This is a genomic window from Nicoliella sp. ESL1113, assembly GCF_058509245.1.
On the sequence record NZ_CP196387.1, the window covers coordinates 1,389,873 to 1,409,722 of the forward strand.

Genomic DNA, 19,850 nt, shown 5'->3' on the forward strand with positions numbered 1-19,850 from the left:
TTTTTGGTTATGTATACTACTTTTTATCATTCACTTTTGAAGATAATCCAATGCTTAACTCTAAAGCAGTATCAACTTTTTTCATTAGATATTTATTTAAATGAGCAACTCGGTCGTTAAGCCGCTGCTTATCAATCGTTCGAATTTGTTCCAGTAATATTACCGAATCCTTCTCAATATCCGATTGACTTGCCTTTATCCCCACATGGGTGGGCATTTTAGGTTTAGAAATCCGTGCAGTGATTGCGGCTACAATGACAGTCGGACTGTAATGATTTCCAATATTGTTTTGGATTATCAATACAGGTCTGACCCCTCCTTGTTCGGAACCGACGACCGGAGATAAATCAGCATAAAAAATATCACCACGTTTAACATCTGTCTTGGCCATTTCTGATATACCCCTCCTTTATATTATTAACGAATTTGTGTTTCACTAAATATTCATTAATAGTTCTTGCCGCACAATCCTCAGAGGGCATAAACTCTTTAACGATATCCTTATTTAAATTCCCCATAAAGATATATCCATATATTAATTCCTGAAAATATGGGGAATAGTTATATTCAGGATTAACTAATACAGAAAACGTTCTATAATTAGTTTGGTTATTTCTAATTTCATTGATCAAAATTAGTTTAGACGTTCTAACTAAAAAACGTTCACACAAAATAAATGGCATAATAAATACCCCTTATTATAATATTAATTGAAACAATCACTAAATATATACTCTTGGTAGTCGCTCTTGGAATAAACAAGCAACTTCATAATGAATTGTATCACAAAATTGAGCTATTGATTCCAATGAGATTATATTTTCTCCATCTTTTCCAACTAGGGTCACCTTAGTTCCCAACTTAACCCGTTCGGGCAACTTAATCATAAATTGATCCATGCAGATCCTACCAACGATTGGGCAAAACTGACCGTTAACCAATACGTGAAAATTTTGTAACGATCTTACATACCCATCAGCATACCCCACTGGGACCGTCCCAATCCATTGCTCTTCATCCGTTGTATATGTGGCTCCGTATCCGATTGAGCGACCAGCTGGAACTAATTTACAATGGACCACCTCAGAAAACAAACTTAAGGCTGGCAATAATTTATATGGCGGTTTGATTTCAGTCCCAGAAGGATTTAGACCATATCCAGCTACCCCAAAACGAATCATGTTCCCGTTACATTCTTGATGCCATAAACTAGTCGCAGAATTTGAAACATGAACATAACGTGGTCGCTTGGGAAGAGCTTTAAGGAAGCGTTTGAAACGATCTACTTGTAGTCTAAAGTATCTTTCATCATTAGAATCAGCAGTTGAAAAATGGGTAAAAATCCCCTCAATATTAATCAATGATGCATTTGTGTTGACCACAGCGACTGCTGCATTCATTTCATCGATCGACTGAAAACCAATTCTACCCATTCCAGTATCTAAGGCGATGTGAACATTTAATCGGGGCGCACTAGGCTGCTGTGCTAAAACTTGAATTGCCTCGTTAAGCCATTCATTTGAAGGTAACGTAATCGCAATATTATAAGTAGCGGCCAATAAAACATCTTCGGGTCTTGTAACCCCAAGAACCAAGATTGGTTCCGTAAACCCAGCCGAACGTAAATCAATTGCTTCATCCAAGATGGCAACACAAAAGCCAGTTGCACCCGCAGATTTAGCAATTTTAGCAACTTCAACCGCCCCATGTCCATATCCATTGGCCTTAACAACCATAAACATTTCAGTCCCGTTAGCTAATCGCTTGACCTCACTGTGAATATTCTGAAAAATTGCCTGCCTATCAATTACTAGGCTAGCGTTTCGATGAAATCCAACACTCATAATCTGCACCCTCAAATATAATTTATAGTCTATTTTAGCATTAAATCATATAATAAAAAATAGGAACGTAGATTTATAATCCATCATTCCTATTTCTTATTAATATCTTATTCTTTTAAAATCATTAAATTAATCGCGTTGTTTGATTGTAAATGACTTGCCATTTCCGTTTGAGCGATGGTTATCATTACCACGTCGATCATTGCTTCGACCATGGTTACGATCATTACGACGGTTTCCACCACGACCATTAAAACGACGGCTACCGCCACCGTAATTACGATTTCCGCCGCGACCACCGCCATGACCGCTATAACGACGACCATGACTAAAGCGTCGTTTCTTGTTTGGTAATGGCCGTTCTGGAGTAATTCGTACCTTTACCTGACTTCTAGTCATCTTACTGAGCAATACGGATACTAATTCCTTAGCAGAATATTTTTCTAGCAATTCATCTGCGGTTGCTGAAAATTTATCCATATCGGTCTTTTCAATCATGCTAGCCAATTCACCCTTAACAGCACCTAATTGACCGTTTAATGCTTCGGTTTCCGAAGGAGGCTTAAGTGGTAACATTCTAACCTTGGTTAATTTTTCAACTTCACGAAGGTAGTCCTTTTCATTGGGTTCAACAAAAGTAAGTGATACCCCATGCTTACCGGCCCGACCAGTCCGACCGATTCGGTGAACGTAACTTTCTGGGTCTTGTGGAATATCGTAGTTATAAACATGCGTAACTCCACTAACATCGATCCCACGTGCAGCAACATCAGTTGCAACTAAGATTGAAATTTTGCCATCACGAAATTCACGCATGATTTGTGAACGCCGCTTTTGAGTTAAATCACCGTGTAATCCAGCAGCTGGATACCCACATGCAATTAAGCCACGGGAAACTTCGTCCACTCGACGCTTAGTCCGACAAAAGACGATCGTTACCTTTGGTGCTTGAACATCAAAGAAGCGTGTCATTAAGTCAAACTTCTCAGCTTCTTTAGAACGAACGTAGAATTGATCAACTAAGTCGGTAGTCAATTCCTTGGCTTTGATTTTAACTTGCTTAGGTTGATTCATAAATTGAACCCCAACCCGCTTAATTTTATCTGGCATCGTAGCTGAGAATAAGAGCGTTTGACGTTCAGTAGGAAGGGCTTTGATGATACTTTCAATATCATCTAAAAATCCCATATCTAACATATCATCAGCTTCATCAAGAACTAAGAATTTAACATTCCCTAGTTTTAAAGTCCGTCTATTAATATGGTCTAAAATCCGTCCAGGAGTTCCAACCACAACTTGTGGATGCTTTTTAAGATTTCTAATTTGTTGACGAATATCTGCACCACCATAAACTGCTTGAACCTTAGCGCCTTCTACCCTACCAAAACGATTCATTTCGCGTTGGGTTTGGATTGCTAATTCTCGCGTTGGTGATACGACTAATGCTTGGACATTTGAATCTTCTAAATCAATCTTGTCCAAAATTGGTAAGGAAAATGCAGCTGTTTTACCAGTCCCCGTTTGGGCTTGACCCAACACATCATGGCCTTCAAGAATCAAAGGAATCGTATCCGATTGGATAGGGGTAGCTTCGGTAAAACCTGCTTTTTCAACGGCTGTTAATAGGCCTTGTGATAAACCTAAATCTCTAAATTTCAAAAAATTTCCTCCTATGATTTCGAAAATTACTAGTGAGCTAAGAAAAATCCGTTTCCGTCAAACACCCAAAAGCTGATTCAAAATCAATAAATCTATTAGTAAAGTTGTATATCTAAATAATAATAATCCTTTTTCTTTAATTAAGCAACAATATTAATGCTGATCAGTCAGAATATTTAAGATTATCTCCAGATGAATTCCATGACTAGCCTTAAGTAATAACACATCATCAGCAGTAATTATTTTTTCTAGTTCTAAAGCACCTTGCTTAATTTGATCGGCTTCATAATAATGAATTCGATCAGAAGCGTACTTGCCAATTAATTTATCGCGTAACGCTGCCATATCAGTTCCAATTAAAAATACTTCTGGAATTAAAGATGGATTTAAATAGTCAGCAAGTGACTCATGCATTGCTTTTGACTGCGCCCCTAATTCTAACATGTCGCCTAACACCGCAATCCGCCGCCCAGTAGTTTTAACTTCATCAAACGCTTTTAAAACCTCCTTAACGGCAGTAGGGTTAGAGTTATAGACATCACTTAAAATTAATTCACCACGTTTTCCCCTAATCCATTCGGTTCGATTAGCAGTTAGGTTAACGTTTTTTAAACCCTTCCGAATTGATTCAGGTCTAATTTGAAATAATGAACCAGTTAAGACAGCAGCTAGGGCATTATTAACATTGTATTCACCAATCATTGGGATTGTGAATGAAAAATCTTGCCATTTATTAGTAACAAAACTCGTTTGAGTAGTTTGGTCACTAATTTCAGTTGGATAAATATCGTTAACTCCGTTGCGTCCGAAAGTTAATTCATTAAAATTAAATTGGGCCGCACGCTGCTTTAAGAGCGGTTCATCACCATCATAAATAAACGTCCCATCTTCTTTTAGTCCGTGTAAAATTTCTATTTTGGCATCGGCAATCTTATCACGGGTCCCAAAAAACTCGATGTGGGCTTCACCAATCATCGTAATAATCGCAACATCAGGTTGGACCAACCGACTTAAGAAGTCTAATTGACCAGGGCGATCCATCCCCATTTCAACCACCAATACTTCTGTATTAGCCTCCATTGAAAGCACGGTAATCGGAACTCCGATCTCATTATTAAAATTAGCATGCGTCTTGGTAACGTTAAAATTAGTCGCTAAAATTGAAGCAACCATATCCTTAGTTGTAGTCTTACCGTTGCTCCCTGTAACGGCAATCACCTTCGGATTAATTTTGTTTAAGTAGTACTGGCTTAAATCCTGGAGCGCCTTCAACGGATCGGGTACTACAATAATTGGAAAATCAGTCGGCATACCATCGTGATCGCTCGCCCAAAATGTGGCACTCGCACCATTGATAATGGCACTATTAACAAACCGATGGCCATCTTGATCACCAACAAGCGGCACAAATAATGCTCCCGATTTCAATTCTCGACTATCGAAAGATACACTCGTTAATTCAACGTTAGCAAATTTGGTAACGTCATTTTCTGCTGATACAGCCTTAGCAATTTCAGCTAAACTCATTTTCATATTTTTTAACCCCATTAAGCTATCAAATAAAAAACATTCTGGTGTTTCTAACAACCAGAATGCAATTAATCTTCAAAAATAAAATTATTTGGTAATTTATCTTCATCAATGTGAAGTTGCCATTTTTGTTCATAGATTAGATACTTTAGTGTCCCAATCGAAACAGCATTCTGATATATATCATGTTTAGTATACCATGTACTCTGTTTTTCTGGATACTTTTCCATCAATAATGGGATATTATATTGCCGTTGTTGCTCAAAAGATTGGTCAAAAGCAACTACTAATCCCTCACTACTTAATTTAATAATTTTAGTTAGGACCATTTCATCAATATCCTTAATTACCAATGGTCTTACAAACATTCTTCTTCCACTATGCATTTCCCTAAGGTGCCGCTTCAGACTAATTTCTAAAACATGGTTGAACTTAGAAAACTGCCGATAAAAAACCTTTACAAAATCAGATTTCAAAAGAATATAAATATAATTATTACGCAATTTAGAAGAAAACGGGCTATTCATTGGATATGTCATATGTCCCAGATAAAGTAAATTTGCAATCTCGCTATCCAGCAGAACATTTAAATCATCATTGGAATGAAAATCAATAATTTTTTTATCTGTAATCTGTTTATTAAGTAAGTAATCACGCACCGCTCCACTTCCAGTAATCGTGCTAAACTTAGCGTGTGCATTATAGCTATTTGCATTTTTACGATCATCATTCAATAAAATAATATTACTCGGAACGTTTGCTAGTCCATTTACAAAATCTGCGGAATCGATTCCCCTAGTAATCGTCATGTTTCTTACTAAATTAGCGTCGATGTAAATAAAGTTATCCCGCATTACAACCACACTTTCCCAAATATTTAACTATTCAATTGTACTACTTTTTAAATCAATTGAAACATGCTAATTACATTTTCTCCAATCTTTGAATACGCGATTCAATCGGTGGATGAGTATCAAAAAGGCGGGAAAAAGAAAATCGATGCTTTCCATGGTATGGATCTTCGATATATAATCCTGCACTATTTGAATTAATATCGTGCATTGGTTGCCCACCTGAAATTTTCTTCAAGGCGTTAATTAACCCCAACGGATTTCTGGTTAATTCGACCCCAGAAGCATCGGCTAAATATTCTCGATTCCGTGATAAAGCCATTTGAGCAATGCTAGCAGCGATTGGTCCTAAAATAATGATCACAACGGATGCAATGATTTCAATGATTCCATTATCCTTTTCATTATCATTCCGTCGGCCACCACCAAACCAAAGGGAACGCATTCCAAAATCAACAATAATTGAAATTGCAGCTGATAGTGCTAATCCAATCGTTGATACTCGAATGTCATAGTTCCGAATGTGAGAGACCTCGTGGCCAATCACACCCTCTAGTTCCTCGCGATTTAAAATCGCTAATAGGCCAGTCGTAACCGCCACAGCAGCTTTTTTAGGATTATTTCCAGTTGCAAACGCATTCGGACTATCATCATTAATGATAAATAACCGTGGCATTGGAATTCTTGCAACTAATGCCATATCAGAAACAATATGCCATAATTCTGGGGATTGATGTTCATCTGTTATTTCTTGACCATGATTCATCATCATCACAATATCGATCGATTGGTTAATCATGATCAATGAATAAACCAGGCCAACAACAAAAGCAATCACCATACCCACGATTGGATTTCTAAAGAATAAAATACCCACGGCTGCCCCAACGGCTAATAGTAATAAAATAAACCCAAATAAAACATAGATCGTTTTTCGTTTGTTCTTCGCAATTTGTTCGTATAACATCTGGACGCCTACTTATTAAAGCCCTTAAATTCATCAAAGTTAACTTTAGGAGCTTGTTTTTCTGATTCTGGCACTTCTAGATAATCACGCTTAGTAAAGTGGTGAATGCCTGCAATTAGATTAGTAGGAAAACTATTAATTTGCATATCATACTTAGCGACCGTTGAATTATATAACTGTCTAGAATAAGCAATTTTATTTTCAGTATTCGTTAATTCTTCCATCAATTCTTGAAAATGAGTGTCTGCTTTTAAGTCTGGATAATTTTCAGCAACTGCAAACATTGATTTCAAAGTTCCTGATAATTGATCGGATACCTGCATTAACTTATCACGATCAACATTCCCATCAATTGAAATCATTTGATTTCTTAATTCGGTTACCTTAGCCAAAGTTTCTTGTTCATAATTAGCATATCCCTTAGCAGTAGAGATTAAATTTGGAATCAAGTCGTTCCGCCGTTTCAATTGAACATCAATTTGACTCCACGATTCGTCTACGTAGGTTCTGGAACGTACGAGCCCGTTGTAGATTAAAATGTACGCAAATACTAAAATTGCAATCACGATAACTGTAATAATAATTCCCATCTTAAATATCTCCATTCTGTTAATTTCGTATTAATCATAACAAAAACAATCTAAATTAGCTATAATAATTATAATCAATTCAAATATAATTTAGGGGGATTCACAATGGTTAACGTTTTATTTGTCTGCCTAGGAAACGTTTGTCGTTCACCAATGGCAGAAGTTATCTTTAAAAAATTAGTTCAAAAACAAGGACTGACCAACCACATCCAGGTAAAATCAGCGGCAACTAGCGATGAGGAACAGGGTAACCACCCCCAACCAGGGACAATTCAAACTTTGACAAACCACGGCTTCGATTGGCACGATTTGTATTCGCATCAAATTACCACGGCTGATTTTGAGTGGGCTGACTACATTATTACCATGGATCATCAAAACGTGATCGATTTAAAGTCCATGGCACCAGCTGATTGTCAGTCTAAGATTCATCTTTGCCTAGACATCTTCCCAGAAAAAAGGGGGACTGCGATTCCAGACCCCTGGTATACCCATAAGTTTGACTATACCTATGATGTTTTAGCTGAAGCGATGCCCGCTTGGTTAGATAAAATCAAAAAAGATAATGGAATTCAATAAAAAAAGAGTTCGTCGAATGACGAACTCTTTTGCGTAATTATTAATATAATTACTTGTTTAAACCGTAACGCTTGTTGAAACGGTCCACAGCACCATCTGCTTGAGTGAACTTTTGACGTCCAGTGTAGAATGGGTGTGAATCTGATGAGATTTCCACAAGAATCAATGGGTAAGTGTTACCATCTTCCCATTCAACGGTTTGATCGGAAGTAGCAGTGGAACCAGTTAAGAAACTGAAACCAGTACTTGAATCCTTAAATACAACCTTGTGGTAATCTGGATGAATTCCTTTTTTCATTATATATATCGCTCCTTTGCCCTGAAATCTTTCTGAAAACAGAGATTATCGATTAGTCGATAGTTATTATATTAACACCAAATAATCGTTCAATCAATCTTTTTTTATTTTATTAAATTAGTATTATTGATTAATTCAACCTGTGCATGTAAATTGGTCAACTTATCAATTACGTTATCATAACCACGCAAAATATTATCAGCGTTAGTGATCTTTGTAATGCCATTTGCCATCAGCCCTGAAATCATCGCAGCCGCTCCAGCCCTAATTTCACCAGCATCAACGACCGCTCCCGTTAGCTCAGTGGTGGGGCTAACGATGATGATATGGTCATCTTCATTTACCTTAATGTGTGCACCCATTTTAACTAATTCAGCAACATGCCTTGTCCGTTCAGGATAAATGGTATCAACAATGATACTATCGCCATTCGCTTTTAATAACAACGGCGTAATTGGCTGTTGTAGATCAGTTGCAAAGCCTGGGAATGGCAACGTCTTGATCTTAATCGGTTCAAAATCATCACATCGATGAACATAGATACTATCTTCGTTAGTATCTAATTTGACGCCCATCTCAGTTAACTTAGCAATAAACGATTCCAAATGTTCTGGAATTACATTATTAACTAAAACGCCATCACCAATTACCGCGGCCATTGATAAATAAGTCCCCGCTTCAATCCGATCAGGAATAATCGTGTGGGTATTTTTAGCAACTAAATTATCGACCCCATCGATTCTAATCACATCGGTGCCTGCACCCCGAATTTTAGCCCCCATGTTATTTAAGAATGTAACAACATCGATAATTTCTGGTTCCTTAGCAGCATTCCAAATCGTAGTGGTCCCCTGTGCCCGTACAGAAGCTAAGATCGCATTAATTGTAGCCCCGACTGAGACGACATCCAAAAAAATGGGCGCCCCATGTAAGCCGTTCGGACCAGCTTCAATCTTAATTGTGCCATCTTCTTTTTCATCAACGATTGCACCTAGGGCCTTGAAAGCCTTAATATGTTGATCGATTGGCCGTGGTCCAATGTTATCACCACCGGGAAAAGTTAATTCCGCACGGTTAAAGCGACCTAACAACGCCCCCATAAAATAATAAGAAGCCCGCAAACTCTTGATTGCCCTACTTGGGAGCGGTGATTGTTTAATATCGGTCGGATCAATCGTTAATACCCCGTCAACAAATTCCGAATGGACATTCATTGACTCTAAAAGTAACATTAGATTCTTAACATCCAGGATATTAGGAACCATGTCCAATTGAACTGGTGAATCAGCTAAAATTGATGCCGGAATGATTGCAACTGTACTATTCTTCGCACCGCCAATAGTTACCTCTCCTGAGAGTCTATGCCCCCCATGAATAATCATTTCACTCATTATTGCATTTCCTCGCTTAATTTTAATCATTAACACTGGTTTTAAATGGTCACTATGCCATTCACCAAATGAAAAATCAGTCGTGATATAAAATTTAATCACTGACAATAAATTATATCATTTTTTATATCCATTTTGTGAATTTATTAGCAAATGTAAAATAAAAAAGACTAAGTTTTATGAAATAATCTCATAAAAAATGTCTTTTTTATTGAATCAATTTAGCTTATTAGTTTACGCATTGCCATGTTGTTTATTCGCAGCTGCAACAAAGGCTTTGAATAATCCTTCTGGCCGATTTGGTCTGGATAAGAACTCTGGATGGTATTGAGCAGCAACGAAGAACTTGTTTTCTGGAACTTCAATTACTTCGACCAAGTGGTTATCAGGAGATGTTCCCGAGAATACTAAGCCCTTTGCTTCTAAGTCTTTTCTAAACTTGTTATTAAATTCATAACGGTGTCTGTGCCGTTCTGAAATTTCTTCTTTATTATCATAAGCAGCAGCGGTAACCGTTCCTGGCTTAATCTTACATGGGTATGCCCCTAGTCTTTGGGTCCCACCCAATTCTTCGATATCAGATTGATCAGCCATAATATCAATTACGTTATGCTTAGTATCTGGATCGATTTCAGTGGTGTTAGCATCAGCAAAGCCAGCCACATCACGAGCAAATTCGATACTTGCTACTTGCATTCCAAGACAAACCCCGAGGAATGGGATGTCATTTTCACGCACGTACTTAACGGCTCTGATCATTCCTTCAACTCCACGACGGCCGAAACCACCGGGTACGATTACACCATCAGCGCCTGCAAGCATTTCAGCAACGTTATCATCGGTAATATCAGCAGCAGCCACCATCTTCAAGTTGATTTTGGCATCCACTGGATATCCAGCATGATGTAAAGCTTCAGCAACTGAAATGTAAGCATCGTGTAGTGATACATACTTTCCAACTAATGTGATGTTCACTTCGTTCTTTAAGTTCAGCGCCTTGTGTTCTAGTTCGCGCCACTTCGTCATATCTGCTTCTGGAGCTTCGATTCCAAAGTGTTCAAGGATTTGATCATCCATGTGTTGAGCTTGCAAGCTCAATGGAACAGAATAGAGAGACTTAGCGTCAATTGATTCAACAACCGCTTCTGGTTTAACGTCACAGAACAATGAAATCTTCTTCTTCATTGAGTCGGTCACTGGATGTTCAGCTCGTACTACCAATAGGTTTGGTTGAATCCCTAATCCCCGTAATTCCTTAACACTGTGTTGAGTAGGCTTTGTCTTCATTTCACCAGCAGCATGTAGGTATGGAATCAAAGTCGTATGAATGTAAAAGACGTTATTGGCACCCATTTCAGTCTTCATTTCCCGAATGGCTTCCAAGAATGGTTGGGATTCGATATCACCAACAGTTCCACCAATTTCAGTAATCACAACGTCTGCATCTGAAATATCAGCAGCCCGCTTGATTTTTTCCTTAATCATGTTCGTAATGTGTGGAATTACTTGAACGGTTGCACCAAGGTAATCCCCACGCCGTTCTTTTTCCAGTACTTCTGAATAAATCTTTCCAGTCGTAACGTTTGAATATTTATTTAAGTTAATATCAATAAAACGTTCGTAATGACCTAAATCAAGGTCAGTTTCAGTACCATCATTGGTGACAAACACTTCACCATGTTGGTAAGGACTCATGGTTCCTGGATCCACATTAATGTATGGATCAAACTTTTGAATCGTCACCTTAAGGCCTCTATTCTTCAATAGTCGACCAATCGATGCTGAAACAATACCTTTACCAAGTGAGGAAACAACTCCACCAGTTACAAAAATATACTTAGTCAATTGAATTTCTCCTTTTTCTAATGATTTAGGGATACATTTAAAAACAACAATAAAAAATAAAAAGACTCCCCATTCCATGGAACAGGGAGCTTATTTACTACATAATATAATCGATCAATTCCTTACGAACTACTCGTAAGGAGCCCAAACAATATACTACCCATATTTAAGATTATAGTCAAGCAAAAAAATTATTTTTTACTTTCGTCTGAATCATCATCATCGTCAACATCGGTATCATGAAGGTCGATATCATCTGGAACATCATTACTATCTTCATCATCGATTGGGTTTTCTTCGTCAATATCATCTAAATCATGATCTTCATCGTCATTATCATCATCACCATCAAAATCATCTTGATCTTCAGGATCATCATCATCGTAATCGATAACATCGTCATCGTCATCTGCATCAGCTAAAAATGCATTTACCTTCCGACGCTTCTTCTTTGGGCGTTCTTCATCTTCGTCTTCTGGATGAACAGTTGCTTCATCAATTGATTCGTATGGATACCAAGTCCGAAGGCCCCAAAGGTTATCACCTAATGAGATGAAACTACCATCAACGTTTAAATCAGTGTAGAACTGAACTAAGCGGTTTCTGATTTCTTCATCTGAATCACCAAGGTATTTTTGAATCTCATTAGCTAAATCAGCAAATGACATAACATCACCGTGTTGAGCTAAAATTGCGTGTGCAACTTCAATCATTGAGAGTTCTTTTTTGTTTTTACCTTCTAAGGCTTTTAATTCCAAATTGGTGCACGTCCTTTCAAACACTTTCAAATCGTATTAATCGCTTTATACATATACTACTTTATGTTACTCGTCTAGGCGTTAAATTGCAACCTAATCTTATAGTCACCAAGTAAGTTTTCCCCTGAATATAGCCGATAATCAACTTGCAGGCTCCCGTGAGCGGGATTATCTAAATATTGATATGATAATTGCACTGTTTCAGCATCCATACTCATTAGTCCATAGGGGGTACTATAACGCGCCGTGTGTTTTTGTCCCTGTTCAAAACGAACCTGGAGGCGATTTTCAGCTGCACGTGTTAACCGCACTTCCCCGTTATCATCTAGTTTAAATGTTACTGGGACTTGCTTACCCGTTTTAGGATCATCTTCTTTATACCTTAAATAAAAGGACATCCCAACTCGTGCTAGTTGTCCTTGTACATCGTATACAAAATCTGAATGGTCACCAGCTTGACTTACGCTCGTCTCCAGATGAATCGTGACATCTTGTACGTCTGTATCTCTAATTTTTATCACCCCTAAATAAAGTTATCCTACTTTTAATTATACTTATGAAAAAGTAAATTGCACTCATTTAATAGTCACGAAACTGAATTTTAGTTATAATAATATTATAAACATTTGATTTAAAAACTTGGGGGAGTACAGCATGTCATACGCTAACAAATTACTGCCACGCGAAAAGGTTTTTCGCGATCCAGTTCATAACTATATCTATGTACGCCATCAAGTGATTTTGGACCTAATTAACACTCCGGAATTTCAAAGATTGCGCAGGATTAAACAACTAGGAACATCATCATTCACTTTTCACGGTGCTGAGCATTCCAGATTTACCCACTCGCTGGGCGTTTATGAAATTGCCAGACGGATTTGTGATAACTTTCAACGTAATTTCCCATCCCAAAATCCTAACGATGGATTATGGGATGATGATTCACAAAGGCTAGTCGCTCTTTGTGCAGCTTTACTGCATGATATTGGTCATGGTGCATATTCACACACGTTTGAACACATTTTCAAAACTGACCACGAAAAAATCACTCGTAATATCATTACCAATCCAAATACAGAAGTCAACAAAGTTTTGCACAAGGTCGACAAAGATTTTCCCAAAAAAGTGGCCAGCGTAATCGATAAATCATATCCTAATAAGCAGGTCGTCCAAATGATCTCCAGTCAATGCGATGCCGATCGAATGGACTATTTACTCCGTGATTCTTATAGCACCGGGACCAGTTATGGTAACTTTGATCTTACGCGCATTTTAAGAATCATGCGCCCGTATTCTGGGGGGATTTGCTTTGATATGAATGGGATGCATACGATCGAAGATTACATTATTGGTCGGATGCAGATGTATCTACAAGTTTATTTCCATCCGGTCTCACGTTCAATGGAGGTCATTTTAAACCATCTCCTCCAACGTGCTAAGGATCTATATGAAGCTGGGAAAATGAAACCTGAAATGGTTCCATACCAGTTAATACCATTCTTTAATAAGGATAGCTTCAACCTATCGGACTACTTGGAATTGGACGACGGCGTTTTAAACACCTATTTCATCCATTGGCAACACGCTGATGATCCGATTTTAAAGGATTTAGCGGATCGCTTCATTAACCGCAAACCATTTAAATCGGTTAAATACCAAAAAAGCGACATCACAACCATCGATCAGCTGCGCTCGTTAGTAAGTGATTGTGGATACGACGTTAAATATTACACTGGCATCGATAATAGTTATAACTTGCCCTATGACTCCTATGATACGAAGCGCGGGATTAACGATAATCGGATTCAGTTAATTAATCGTGATGATAGTCTCATTGATTTGTCAAATGTTAGTGAGCTCGTCAAAGTGATTACCAATAAAACGGTTGGTGAGGATCGTTTCTTCTTCCCCCGTGAATTTCTTAAAAATGATGGCGAACAAACTGATTTATTTTTACAGAAACAAGAACAATTTAGAAAATACATTAAAAACGACCACGTTATTTAAAGTGAGGAATAAAAAATTATGGATATTAAATTAATTGCAATTGACATTGACGGAACCCTTGTTGACGATGAAAAGGTCCTCCAAGAACCTACCAAACAGGCGATTGCTGCTGCTCGTGAAAAGGGAATCAAGGTCGTCCTTTGTACTGGCCGTCCCATTTCAGGGGTTGAAAAATACCTTGAGGAACTATCCATTTCTGGAGCAGATGAATATGCAATCACGTTCAATGGTTCCACAATTCAAGATGCTAATGGTAAGGTCATTACTAACCACACCATTACCTATGATGATTTCGTTGATACCGAAGCACTGGGCCGTAAGTTAGACGTTAATTACCAAATTGAAACGCCCGAAGCCATTTATGCTTTTAATCATGACCTAAGCCAATACACAGTTTACGAAAGTTCAATCGTTAGACTGCCAATTAAGGTTAGAAATCCTGAAGATATCAAACCAGAATTGACCATTACTAAGTCAATGTTCGTAAGTACTCCTGATAAAATTACGCATGCCAAAGCAAATATTCCAGCAGCCATTAGTGATAAACTATACGTTGTTCAAACCGAACCATTCTTTTTGGAATTTTTGAATAAGCAAATCAGTAAGGGAAATGCACTGAAGGAACTAAGCAACAAACTCAACTTAAAGCCAGAAAATGTGATGGCAATTGGTGATCAAGGCAATGACCTTTCAATGATTAAATTCGCAGGGCTAGGCGTCGCCATGGGTAACGCGATTGAAGATAATAAACAAGCAGCTCAATTCGTTACTAAGACTAACGTTGACCATGGGGTTGCCTATGCAATCAATAAATTCGTTAACAATCCCGAATAAATCCACTAAATAAAAAAAAGCTGACCAATCTGGTCAGCTTTTTTAAATTAGTGTAATTAAAATACTCATGATTATCATTGGCAGTGCAATTTGTAAGCAGTAACTAGCAGCACGACTAACCTTGATGGGGGCGTTTTTTAAACGGCCCACCTTTCTAGCAGGCACCTGTTCATCTGGTAACTCAGCATCGTCACCACGACGCCGAACTCGATGCCAGCCGGTAAACAAATGTCCACCTAATAGCATAATAAACGCTGCAAACACTAAAAATAACAATCCCACCATAAAATAGAAGTTACTTATGGTAAAAATTACGGTCCTAGAATTAATCATTAACGAAATTAAAGCAATGAAAACCGTAATAATGATTACCAATAACGCCACTTTAAAGCGCAATATTAACTGCTTCATCATTTTAGGCCTTGAATAGTGGACTTAAGGCTTTATTTTGGTGAATTCTAGTAATTGCATTCGCCATTAATTTTGCAATTGTAATTTGGTTAATTTTGCTAATTTTTTGTTCAGGCTTTAATTGAATCGAATCAGTAACCACCAATTGCTTGATTGGTGATTTCTCAATTCTTTCAATTGCTGGGCCGGATAAGACTGGATGGGTACAACAAGCATATACTTCCTTAGCACCAGCATCAATTAGGGCCTGTGCACCAAGGGTAATCGTCCCTGCAGTATCAATCATGTCATCAACCATTAAACAGGTTTTTCCTTCAACATCACCAATAATGTTCATAATCTTAGCAACGTTGGCCTTGGGCCGCCGTTTATCAATAATGGCAATTGGTGCCTTTAGACATTCAGCTAACTTTCGTGCTCGGACTACTCCACCATGGTCTGGCGAAACAACAACCGTGTTTGAATCGAAACCTTCTTTTAAGAAGAAGTCAGCTAACAGCGGTGCTGCCATTAGGTGATCAACTGGAATGTTAAAGAAGCCTTGAATTTGAGCAGCGTGTAAATCAAGTGAAACCACCCGACTAACCCCTGCAGTTTGTAAGATATCAGCAACTAATTTAGCTGTAATTGGTTCTCTTGATTGTGCCTTGCGATCCTGACGCGCGTAACCATAGTAAGGAATTACGACGTTAATCGTTCTTGCACTGGCCCGCTTAAGCGCATCGGCCATAATCAAAAGCTCCATCAAATTATCATTTACCGGTTCTGAAGTAGATTGGATGATGTAGACATCATCCCCACGAATACTTTCTTCGATTTGAATTTGAATTTCACCGTCGCTAAAATGATTAACGTTTGCCTTCCCCAATTCAATTCCCATATCATCAGCAATCTTCTTTGCCAATGGGCGATTTGAACTTAAAGCAAAAAGTTTAAAATTAGGATCGATTTTTTGTTCAGCCATGAGTTCCTCCATCTAAAAATCCATTCATATTGATTATCATTTCAAATAAAACAGGCATGTTTTACTCTTGTTACTTACTATTTTACACTAAAATCCCACATTATCATACAATGTTACGTGAATTTATTCACTATCCATTGTAAGGTAACTTTTTATAATAACCGGGTTTATTAGTTTGTCTTGCCCGTGCAATTGCCATATCATATTCATTTACATCATCAGTGATGGTCGAACCAGCGGCAATAAAGGAGTGATCAGCAATGGTCACAGGGGCGATTAAATTGGAGTTACTACCGATAAACGATGCATCCCCAACGGTAACGTTGTGTTTATTTTTACCGTCATAGTTGGCAAAAATAACCCCACATCCAACATTGATGTTCTTCCCTAAATGAGCATTTCCAACGTAAGTTAGGTGCCCTACCTTCGTACCTTCATCAATTTGGGCTTTTTTAACCTCTACAAAGTTACCTAGGTGAACATGCTCACCAATTAGAGAGCCTGGTCTTAAATGGCTGTAAGGGCCAATATTAGAATTATCTAGCATTTCTGATTCCTGAAGATATGATGAAATCACATGAATATTATCGTGAAGAACGCAATCAGTGATTTCAGAATGGGCCCCAATTCGACAATTTGATCCAATCGTCGTCTTACCATGAATTTGGACCCCGGGTTCGATAACCGTATCTGAACCAATCTTAACATCAACATCAATATAGGTATCATCAGGATTAATAATGGAAACCCCTTCAGTCATGTGGTAGCGATTAATTCTCTTCTGCATCACTTTCGTTGCTTTAGATAGTGCAATTCGATCGTTAACCCCCATCGATTCACTAAAGTCAGCCATTTGATAAGCTGCAATAATTTTGCCAGCGTTTTTCAAAATTTCAATTACATCAGTCAAGTAATACTCGCCCTGTGCATTATCGTTGTTAATCTTGTGGAGGGAGTCAAATAAAGCTTGATTATCAAAAACATATACCCCAGTGTTGATTTCGTTGATCGCCTGCTCTTCCTTCGAAGCATCCTTTTGTTCAACAATTTTTTCAACAATCCCCAAATCATTACGCACAATTCTACCATAACCAGTTGGGTCGGGAGCCTTGGAAGTCAAGATGGTAACGGCAGCCTGCTTTTCTTCATGATATTTAAAAAGCTTTTCAAAGGTTTCACTAGTGAATAGCGGGGTGTCACCACTTACCACCATCGTAGTCCCTTCAAGGTCTGCCAATAAGGGTTCGGCCTTAATCACGGCATCCCCAGTCCCTAGTTGCTTTTTTTGAACAACGTATTTGGTACGGTCGCCTAATTCCCGTTCAACATCTTCAGCACCATAACCAACCACGGTCACAACGTTGTCCATATTAGTCTTTTCAACTTGCGTCAAGACATGGTCAACCATTGTCCGACCACAAATGCGATGTAGGACCTTATATAATTTTGATTTCATTCTAGTTCCCTTACCAGCAGCTAGAATAATTGTGTTTCTTAATGCCATTAAATTGATCCTCCTATTATTGATTAAAGACGGTCGTTAAGAAGTTCCCGTCTGATACTGTAATATGTTTTGCAATATCAACTTTGACTAATGACACATATTGTTGATCAGCAAACTCATTCCGATCATAATTTTCCTCAGCTAGGACCGAAATCCCAGCTACTTCACAATTAAACTCACGAGCCAAAGTAGCTAGTCCATTGACAGTGCCACCACCCTTAAGGTAGTCATCAACGATCAATACTCTGGAATTAGCCTTTAGGCTCCGTTTAGATAATACCATTTTTTTGACATTATTATTAGAACCAGATACATAATTAACACTAATCGTCGAACCATCTGTGATTTTGGAGTCATGTTGCGCAACCACGAATGGAACGTTTAAATTACTAGCAATGCTTTGGGCGATTGGAATTCCCTTAGTTGCGACTGTCAATACCGCATCGATCTTTTGATCAGTATATTTAGTTGCCATTATTCGGCCGATCGTTCTAAGCGTATCAGGATAGCTCAATACATCAGACATATAAATATAGCCACCGGCTAAATACCTACTATCATCATTTAATGCATCCTTTAAGTCGTTAACGAACGATTGTGCCTCTGCTGCTGGAATCGATGGTAAAAACTTAGTTCCACCAGCTGCTCCAGGAACCGTATCAACAATTCCAATTCCACGCTCTTTAAAAGTTTGCTTTAATATTCCTAGGTCTTCACTAATGGAAGACTTTGCAGAACCATAACGGTCCACAAAAAAAGTCAGGGGAATAAGAGTATGTGGTCGATCTAAAAGATATTTAGTCATATCAATCAATCGATTACTTCGTCTGACCTTCAAATCTTTCACCTCTATAATAAATAACAAATTTTCCTATCAATCAAATTTTAGCATAAAAGTTCGTGTTTTACTCAACTTTTTCGTAAATTAATATATGAATGTAAGTAATATTATAAAGGTCTAACTAGGTACGCTTCGTTACAAAAACCGCGAATGCTGTTTAAAATCCGTTTCGCACGGCTATATTTATGGCACACTGCAAACACCGTCGGCCCAGTTCCACTCATTTGAGAACCGTCCGCACCGAAGCTCATTAAGCGATTCTTGATTTCTAAAATTTCTGGATAGTGCCCCGCTGAAATTGATTCTAAAACATTTCCCATGTTAGCGGTGATTCCGGTCAAGTCCCCCCGCTTTGCAAATAATATTAATTTATCGATATTCGGATGAATCAACCGATCATAATTAATCTCTTGCAAAATTTTAGGCGTTGAGACACTCACCCGCGGTTTGACTAAAATTACCCACATTGAAGGCAGCTTAGGCATTAGTTCGATGACTTCACCGCGACCAGTTACTTTAGCCGTTTGACTATAAATACAGTAAGGAACGTCAGAATCAACCCGCAGTCCAATCAATGCTAATTCTGAATTATTAAGCCCCAGTTGATAAAGTTTATTTAAGCCCCTTAAAACGGCAGCGGCATCAGATGATCCGCCTCCCAAACCTGCAGCAATCGGAATATGCTTAATAATTTTAATTTCAATTCCATCCTGAATATTAAACTGCTTTGTAATCAGCAACGCCGCCTGATAAGCAAGGTTACGTTGATCATTAGGAATAAAAACACTATCAGATTCCACAACGATCTTACCACTTTTATTAGTGCTAATCTCTACGTAATCCGCTAAATCAATCGAAGTCATAACCATTTTCCACTCTGGTAACCCATCTTGATGGATGTAAGGTGTATCTAGCCCTAAATTGATTTTAGCAGGCGCTTTTTCTACGATTTTCAAGTCCACCCCTCCAATCATCTA

At 38.1% G+C, this 19,850-nt stretch carries 21 protein-coding genes; 3 read left to right on the forward strand and 18 right to left on the reverse strand.

All coding sequences use genetic code 11. The features are described from left to right. Positions 1-16 precede the first annotated feature (16 nt). The 8 genes from ACSYTJ_RS06085 to ACSYTJ_RS06120 all read right to left on the reverse strand — a co-directional run bounded on the left by ACSYTJ_RS06085 (position 17) and on the right by ACSYTJ_RS06120 (position 7,441). Positions 17-391: a type II toxin-antitoxin system PemK/MazF family toxin gene (locus ACSYTJ_RS06085; RefSeq protein ID WP_491716702.1), complete on the reverse strand. Its 375-nt coding sequence runs from the start codon at positions 389-391 to the stop codon at positions 17-19. Beyond that, positions 372-683: a hypothetical protein gene (locus ACSYTJ_RS06090; RefSeq protein ID WP_491716703.1), complete on the reverse strand. Its 312-nt coding sequence runs from the start codon at positions 681-683 to the stop codon at positions 372-374. The genes ACSYTJ_RS06085 and ACSYTJ_RS06090 overlap by 20 nt, the downstream gene beginning before the upstream one ends. A gap of 39 nt (positions 684-722) precedes the next feature. Next, positions 723-1,844 carry an alanine racemase gene (gene alr / locus ACSYTJ_RS06095; protein WP_491719750.1) on the reverse strand — a complete coding sequence of 374 codons (1,122 nt, stop codon included), beginning with the start codon at positions 1,842-1,844 and terminating at the stop codon, positions 723-725. A gap of 129 nt (positions 1,845-1,973) precedes the next feature. Then, positions 1,974-3,503 carry a degradosome RNA helicase CshA gene (cshA, locus tag ACSYTJ_RS06100; RefSeq protein WP_491719751.1) on the reverse strand — a complete coding sequence of 510 codons (1,530 nt, stop codon included), beginning with the start codon at positions 3,501-3,503 and terminating at the stop codon, positions 1,974-1,976. 153 nt (positions 3,504-3,656) lie between these two features. Next, positions 3,657-5,036, reverse strand: a complete 1,380-nt coding sequence (locus ACSYTJ_RS06105) for a UDP-N-acetylmuramoyl-tripeptide--D-alanyl-D-alanine ligase (RefSeq protein WP_491719752.1) — start codon at positions 5,034-5,036, stop codon at positions 3,657-3,659. 65 nt (positions 5,037-5,101) lie between these two features. Then, complete coding sequence (locus ACSYTJ_RS06110; RefSeq protein WP_491716707.1) at positions 5,102-5,887, reverse strand: hypothetical protein; 786 nt, start codon at positions 5,885-5,887, stop codon at positions 5,102-5,104. A gap of 70 nt (positions 5,888-5,957) precedes the next feature. Continuing rightward, on the reverse strand, positions 5,958-6,851 hold the full coding sequence (htpX, locus tag ACSYTJ_RS06115) for a zinc metalloprotease HtpX (protein ID WP_491719753.1): 894 nt from the start codon (positions 6,849-6,851) through the stop codon (positions 5,958-5,960). 8 nt (positions 6,852-6,859) lie between these two features. Further along, positions 6,860-7,441, reverse strand: a complete 582-nt coding sequence (locus tag ACSYTJ_RS06120) for a LemA family protein (RefSeq protein WP_491716709.1) — start codon at positions 7,439-7,441, stop codon at positions 6,860-6,862. 105 nt (positions 7,442-7,546) lie between these two features. Between ACSYTJ_RS06120 and ACSYTJ_RS06125 the strand changes: the two genes are divergently transcribed. Further along, positions 7,547-8,020, forward strand: a complete 474-nt coding sequence (locus tag ACSYTJ_RS06125; RefSeq protein WP_491716710.1) for a low molecular weight protein-tyrosine-phosphatase — start codon at positions 7,547-7,549, stop codon at positions 8,018-8,020. A gap of 49 nt (positions 8,021-8,069) precedes the next feature. Here the strand turns inward: ACSYTJ_RS06125 and ACSYTJ_RS06130 are convergent, their stop codons facing one another. From ACSYTJ_RS06130 to ACSYTJ_RS06150, 5 genes are all read right to left on the reverse strand, one after another. Continuing rightward, positions 8,070-8,318, reverse strand: coding sequence for a type B 50S ribosomal protein L31 (locus ACSYTJ_RS06130; RefSeq protein WP_491716711.1), 249 nt, complete (start codon positions 8,316-8,318; stop codon positions 8,070-8,072). Between the two features lie 104 nt (positions 8,319-8,422). Then, the gene (gene murA / locus ACSYTJ_RS06135; RefSeq protein ID WP_491716712.1) at positions 8,423-9,709 is read right to left on the reverse strand and encodes a UDP-N-acetylglucosamine 1-carboxyvinyltransferase; all 1,287 of its coding nucleotides are present in this window, start codon (positions 9,707-9,709) and stop codon (positions 8,423-8,425) included. A gap of 234 nt (positions 9,710-9,943) precedes the next feature. Beyond that, positions 9,944-11,554, reverse strand: coding sequence for a CTP synthase (gene pyrG / locus ACSYTJ_RS06140; protein WP_491716713.1), 1,611 nt, complete (start codon positions 11,552-11,554; stop codon positions 9,944-9,946). A 191-nt stretch (positions 11,555-11,745) separates the two neighbouring features. Further along, the gene (gene rpoE / locus ACSYTJ_RS06145) at positions 11,746-12,312 is read right to left on the reverse strand and encodes a DNA-directed RNA polymerase subunit delta (protein ID WP_491716714.1); all 567 of its coding nucleotides are present in this window, start codon (positions 12,310-12,312) and stop codon (positions 11,746-11,748) included. Positions 12,313-12,386: 74 nt separating this feature from the next. Continuing rightward, a complete protein-coding gene (locus tag ACSYTJ_RS06150; protein ID WP_491716715.1) occupies positions 12,387-12,833 on the reverse strand; it encodes a YwiB family protein in 447 nt (148 codons plus the stop codon). 133 nt (positions 12,834-12,966) lie between these two features. Here ACSYTJ_RS06150 and ACSYTJ_RS06155 point away from each other — a divergent pair, with 133 nt between their 5' ends. Then, positions 12,967-14,319 carry an HD domain-containing protein gene (locus ACSYTJ_RS06155; RefSeq protein WP_491719754.1) on the forward strand — a complete coding sequence of 451 codons (1,353 nt, stop codon included), beginning with the start codon at positions 12,967-12,969 and terminating at the stop codon, positions 14,317-14,319. Between the two features lie 18 nt (positions 14,320-14,337). Continuing rightward, positions 14,338-15,153 carry a sugar-phosphatase gene (yidA, locus tag ACSYTJ_RS06160; protein ID WP_491716717.1) on the forward strand — a complete coding sequence of 272 codons (816 nt, stop codon included), beginning with the start codon at positions 14,338-14,340 and terminating at the stop codon, positions 15,151-15,153. Between the two features lie 42 nt (positions 15,154-15,195). Here the strand turns inward: yidA and ACSYTJ_RS06165 are convergent, their stop codons facing one another. The 5 genes from ACSYTJ_RS06165 to ispE form a co-directional block, all read right to left on the reverse strand. Then, positions 15,196-15,549 carry a DUF3899 domain-containing protein gene (locus ACSYTJ_RS06165; RefSeq protein WP_491719755.1) on the reverse strand — a complete coding sequence of 118 codons (354 nt, stop codon included), beginning with the start codon at positions 15,547-15,549 and terminating at the stop codon, positions 15,196-15,198. 19 nt (positions 15,550-15,568) lie between these two features. After that, entirely contained in the window at positions 15,569-16,528 is a 960-nt protein-coding gene (locus ACSYTJ_RS06170; RefSeq protein WP_491716719.1) for a ribose-phosphate diphosphokinase, read from the reverse strand. A gap of 130 nt (positions 16,529-16,658) precedes the next feature. Beyond that, a complete protein-coding gene (gene glmU / locus ACSYTJ_RS06175; RefSeq protein ID WP_491719756.1) occupies positions 16,659-18,032 on the reverse strand; it encodes a bifunctional UDP-N-acetylglucosamine diphosphorylase/glucosamine-1-phosphate N-acetyltransferase GlmU in 1,374 nt (457 codons plus the stop codon). A 16-nt stretch (positions 18,033-18,048) separates the two neighbouring features. After that, positions 18,049-18,870 (reverse strand): pur operon repressor, encoded by an 822-nt coding sequence (gene purR / locus ACSYTJ_RS06180; RefSeq protein WP_491716721.1) that lies wholly within the window; start codon positions 18,868-18,870, stop codon positions 18,049-18,051. A gap of 110 nt (positions 18,871-18,980) precedes the next feature. Next, positions 18,981-19,829 carry a 4-(cytidine 5'-diphospho)-2-C-methyl-D-erythritol kinase gene (gene ispE / locus ACSYTJ_RS06185; RefSeq protein ID WP_491716722.1) on the reverse strand — a complete coding sequence of 283 codons (849 nt, stop codon included), beginning with the start codon at positions 19,827-19,829 and terminating at the stop codon, positions 18,981-18,983. Positions 19,830-19,850: the final 21 nt, after the last annotated feature.